The sequence below is a fragment of the Streptomyces sp. CB01881 genome (assembly GCF_002953255.1).
In the GTDB taxonomy this organism is placed as follows: Bacteria; Actinomycetota; Actinomycetes; order Streptomycetales; family Streptomycetaceae; genus Kitasatospora.
The window spans coordinates 11,009,622-11,014,024 of the sequence record NZ_CP026498.1; the positions used below are offsets into that span (position 1 = coordinate 11,009,622).

The window sequence follows — 4,403 nt, forward strand, 5'->3', positions numbered from 1 at the left end:
ACGAAACGTCTCGGGCGGTGGCACGGGCGGATCGTCCGGCGGCACGGGCGGTCGTACCGCACCGGTGAGCCCGTCGGCCGAGGCCCCCGCACCGGCGAACCCGGAGACACCGGCCGCCGAGGCGACCGCCCCGTCGGCCGGGACGCCCTCCGCGCAGCCGTCCGACACGCCGTCCGTCGAGGCCACCGCCACCGCGACGCCCACCGCTACCGACAGTCCGTTGCCTTCCGTGAACGCCGGTGGGCCGAGGGTGGTGGACGCGGCCCCGGCCGCCGACGCCCCGCACGACTCCGGATCGATGGTGCCGGCCGCGATCGGAGCCGTCCTCGTGGTGGTGCTGGGCGTGGTCACCGCCGTCACCGCGCGCCGCCGCCGGCAGGGCGAGTGATCCGGTGAGCATCGTCGACAAGCCCCACGCCGGCTCCCCGCCCGCCGCCCCCGGCCGGAGCACGGGGAGCCGGCGCAGCCCGCGGAACCTGCACCCGCTGGCCTGGTGGGCCTGGGCGCTGGCCCTGGCGACGGCAGCCAGCCGCACCACCAACCCGCTCCTGCTCCTGCTCGTCCTCGCGGTGCTCGGCTACGTGGTCACCGCCCGCCGCACCGAGGCCCCGTGGGCACGCGGCTTCACGTACTACCTGTGGGTGGCGCTGACCGTGGTGGCGATCCGGGTGGTCTTCCGCTGCGTGTTCGCCACCGGCATCACCCCGCACGACCACCTGCTCTTCTCCCTGCCGCACATCCCCACCCCCGCCTGGTACGCGGGCATCCGGATCGGCGGCCCGGTCTCCCTGGAGGCCACCCTCTCCGCGGCCTTCGACGGGCTGAGGCTGGCCTGCCTGATCTGCTGCATCGGTGCCGCCAACACCCTGGCCAACCCCAAACGGGCCCTGCGGGTCCTGCCCGGCGCCCTGTACGAGCTCGGCGTCGCCGTGACGGTGTCGCTCAGCGTCGCCCCGCAGCTCGTGCAGAGCGTCCAACGCGTCGCCCGGGCACGGCGGTTGCGTGCCGGGCGGCAGAAGGGCATCCGCGCGCTGCGCAGCATCGTGGTCCCGGTGCTGGAGGACGCGCTGGAGCGTTCGCTGCACCTGGCCGCCGCGATGGACTCACGCGGCTACGGACGCTCCGGCACCGCCTCCCGCCGCTCCCGCCGGCTCACCGGCGCCCTGATGCTGCTCGGCATGTGCGGCCTGTGCGCCGGGGTGTACGGGCTGCTGGACGGGACGGCCCCCGCGGCGCTCGGACTTCCGGCCTTCCTCGTGGGCGCCCTGCTCTGCGTGGCGGGTCTGCTGCTCGGCGGGCGGCGGGTCCGGCGCACCACCTACCGGCCCGACCGCTGGCGGGCCGCCGAGTGCGGTGTCGCCGGGTGCGGTGTGACCGCCGCCGTCCTGCTGTTCGCCACGGTCGGCTACGACGCCACCGACCTCAACCCGTCCCTCTACCCGCTGGCCTGGCCGACGCTGCCGCTCGTCCCGGTGCTCGCCGTGCTGCTGGCGGGTGCCGCCGGGATCGTCGCGCCGCCGCCCGGTCGCACGCCCGAACCCGCCCCCGTGCCCGGTCGGCGCTTGACCGCGCGCACCGGTGGCGACACCCGAACCTCCCGCACCGACCGCACGACCTCCGAGGTGAGCACGTGATCCGATTCGACCAGGTCAGCGTGGTGTACGACGGCGAGACCACGCCCGTCCTGCGCGATGTCGACCTGCACATCCCGGAGGGCGAGCTCTGCCTGGTGGTCGGCCGCACCGGCGTCGGAAAGTCGACCCTGCTCGGCGCCGTCAACGGCCTCGTGCCGCACTTCACCGGGGGCACGCTGCGCGGCCGGGTCACCGTGGACGGCCGGGACACCGCGCACCATCCGCCGCGCGAACTGGCCGACGTGGTGGGCGTGGTGGGCCAGGACCCGTTGGCCGGCTTCGTCACCGACACGGTGGAGGAGGAACTCGCCTACGCCATGGAGCAGTTGGCGATCCCGCCGGAGGTGATGCGCAAGCGCGTCGAGGAGACCCTCGATCTGCTCGGGCTGGCCGACCTGCGCCACCGCGCCCTGCACGAGCTGTCCGGCGGCCAGCAGCAGCGCGTCGCCATCGGCTCCGTCCTCACCGCTCACCCCCGCATCCTCGTGCTGGACGAGCCGACCTCCGCGCTCGATCCGACCGCCGCCGAGGAGGTGCTCGCCGCCGCCACCCGGCTCGTCCACGACCTGGGCGTCACCGTCCTGCTGGCCGAGCATCGCCTGGAGCGCGTCGTCCAGTACGCCGACCGCGTCGCCTACCTGGCCGGCGACGGCACCGTCGTGCACGGGCCGCCCGCCGAGGTCTTCCGGGACACCGTGATCGCACCGCCCGTCGTCGGCCTCGGCCGGCTCGCCGGCTGGCGGCCGCTGCCGCTGTCCGTCCGCGACGCCCGCCGTGCCGCCGCCCCGTTGCGGGAACGGCTCGCCGACGTGCCGGTTCCCCCGCCGCGCCGGGCAGCGGTGGCGGGGGAACCGGTGCTGGACGCCCGGGGGGTGGTCGTCTGCTACGGGCCGGTGGCCGCCGTCCGGGAGGTCGGCCTGGAGCTGCGCGCCGGTCAGGTCACCGCGCTGATGGGCCGCAACGGCTCCGGCAAGTCCTCGCTCCTCTGGGCTCTCCAGGGCTCCGGCCCCCGGCAGGGCGGCAGCGTGAAGGTCGTCGGAGCGGAGGGCGGGCCGGCGCAGGATCCGAAGCGCCTCCCCGCGGCCCGGGCCCGCCAACTGGTCGGGCTCGTCCCGCAGACCCCCACCGACCTGCTGTACCTGGAGTCGGTCGCGCAGGAACTCGCCCAGAGCGACCTGGAGTCCGGTCGGGACGCCGGACCGACCGCACGGCAGGTCCTCGACCGGCTCGCCCCCGGAATCCCGGACGACACCCACCCCCGGGACCTCTCGGAGGGGCAGAAGCTGGCCCTGGTTCTGGCGATCCAACTGGCCGCGGCACCAAGGGTGGTGCTGCTGGACGAGCCCACCCGCGGGCTCGACTACCAGGCGAAGGAGGCGCTCACCGGCATCGTGGACGCCCTCGCCGCGGAAGGCCGCACGGTCGTGGTCTCCACCCACGACGTCGAGTTCGTCGCCTCCGCCGCCGACCGGGTCGTCGTGATGGCCGAGGGCGAGGTCGTCGCCGACGGTCCCACCGCGGAGGTCATCGTCGCCTCGCCCACCTTCGCCCCGCAGACCGCCAAGATCCTCGCCCCGTTGGCGTATCTGACCATCCGTCAGGTCGCCGAGGTGCTCGCACCGGCGGAGGCCGCCCGGTGACCGCCGTCCGGATCCCCGGCCGGGCCCGGATCGTCGTCGCCCTGGCCGGCTTCATCGGCCTGACCGCCTTCACCTGGCCGTTCGTGGTCGCCCCCGGGAAGTTCGGCTCCTCCTACGCCCCGCCGCTGATCTTCGGCGCGCTGCTCGTCCTCGTCCTCGCCGTCGTCATCGCCGAGATCGCCGCCGGCGGAATCGACGCCAAGACCCTCGCCATGCTCGGCGTCCTGTCCGCCGTCAACGCCGGACTCCGCCCGCTCGGCGCCGGGACCGCCGGGGTGGAGACGGTCTTCTTCGTCCTCGTCCTGGCCGGCCGCGTCTTCGGCCCCGGTTTCGGCTTCACCCTCGGCTGCACCTCGCTGTTCGCCTCCGCCCTGCTGACCGGAGGCGTCGGCCCCTGGATGCCGTACCAGATGTTCGGCTGCGCCTTCGTCGGCATGCTCGCCGGGCTGCTGCCGAGGGCGCGGCGCCGCTGGGAGGTGCCGATGCTGGCCACCTACGGCGCCTTCTCCGGCTATCTGTTCGGCTTCCTGCTGAACCTCTCCTTCTGGCCGTTCTCCACCGACCCGAACAGCTCGATCGCCTACCTGCCGGGCCTGCCCTTCACCGAGCAGTGGCACCGCTACCTGCTCTTCGACCTCGCCACCTCGCTCGGCTGGGACACCGGCCGCGCCGTCACCACCTTCACCGCCGTCCTGGTCGTCGGGCCGGCCGTGCTCGCCGTCTTCCGCCGCGCCGCCCGGCGCGCCAACTTCGAGCCGGTCGTCCGGTTCGAGGCCGCGGACGTGCCCGGAGCACCGACGGGCCCGGACACCCTCCTGCGGGCGGCGGGACCGGTACGCTCCTGAACCGAAAGGCCACTACCGTGCCCAAGCCTGGAAAGCCCCGGACGATGACGGTGGACGGCGTCGTCGTCGTCGTCCTGACCCCGGAACAGCACGCCGGCCTTGAGTCCGCCCGCCGACAGCTCGGCGGGCAGCAGGCACAGGTGGCCCGGATGAAACTCGACCTCCACCGGGGACGGCAGCTGCTGGCCGAAGTCGAACGGGTGCTGGCGAGCATCCCCACCGACCGGTCCGAGCGGCTGGACGGACAGCTGGGCCCAGGACGTGGCCTGCCCGAACTGCTGGCG

General features: G+C 74.6%; 4 protein-coding genes and 1 pseudogene. All 5 read left to right on the plus strand.

The genetic code is table 11. The features are described 5' to 3' along the window. Positions 1–388: pseudogene (locus C2142_RS37420) on the plus strand (hypothetical protein); the annotation flags it as partial. Positions 389–392: 4 nt separating this feature from the next. After that, positions 393–1,634 (plus strand): energy-coupling factor transporter transmembrane protein EcfT, encoded by a 1,242-nt coding sequence (locus C2142_RS37425; RefSeq protein WP_241003066.1) that lies wholly within the window; start codon positions 393–395, stop codon positions 1,632–1,634. Further along, the gene (locus C2142_RS37430; protein WP_148647180.1) at positions 1,631–3,274 is read left to right on the plus strand and encodes an ABC transporter ATP-binding protein; all 1,644 of its coding nucleotides are present in this window, start codon (positions 1,631–1,633) and stop codon (positions 3,272–3,274) included. Before C2142_RS37425 ends, C2142_RS37430 begins: the two co-directional genes overlap by 4 nt. Next, on the plus strand, positions 3,271–4,119 hold the full coding sequence (locus tag C2142_RS37435; RefSeq protein ID WP_148647181.1) for an ECF transporter S component: 849 nt from the start codon (positions 3,271–3,273) through the stop codon (positions 4,117–4,119). The genes C2142_RS37430 and C2142_RS37435 overlap by 4 nt, the downstream gene beginning before the upstream one ends. A gap of 17 nt (positions 4,120–4,136) precedes the next feature. Then, a partial coding sequence (locus C2142_RS37440) for a hypothetical protein (RefSeq protein ID WP_194235863.1) occupies positions 4,137–4,403 on the plus strand: 267 nt, incomplete at its 3' end.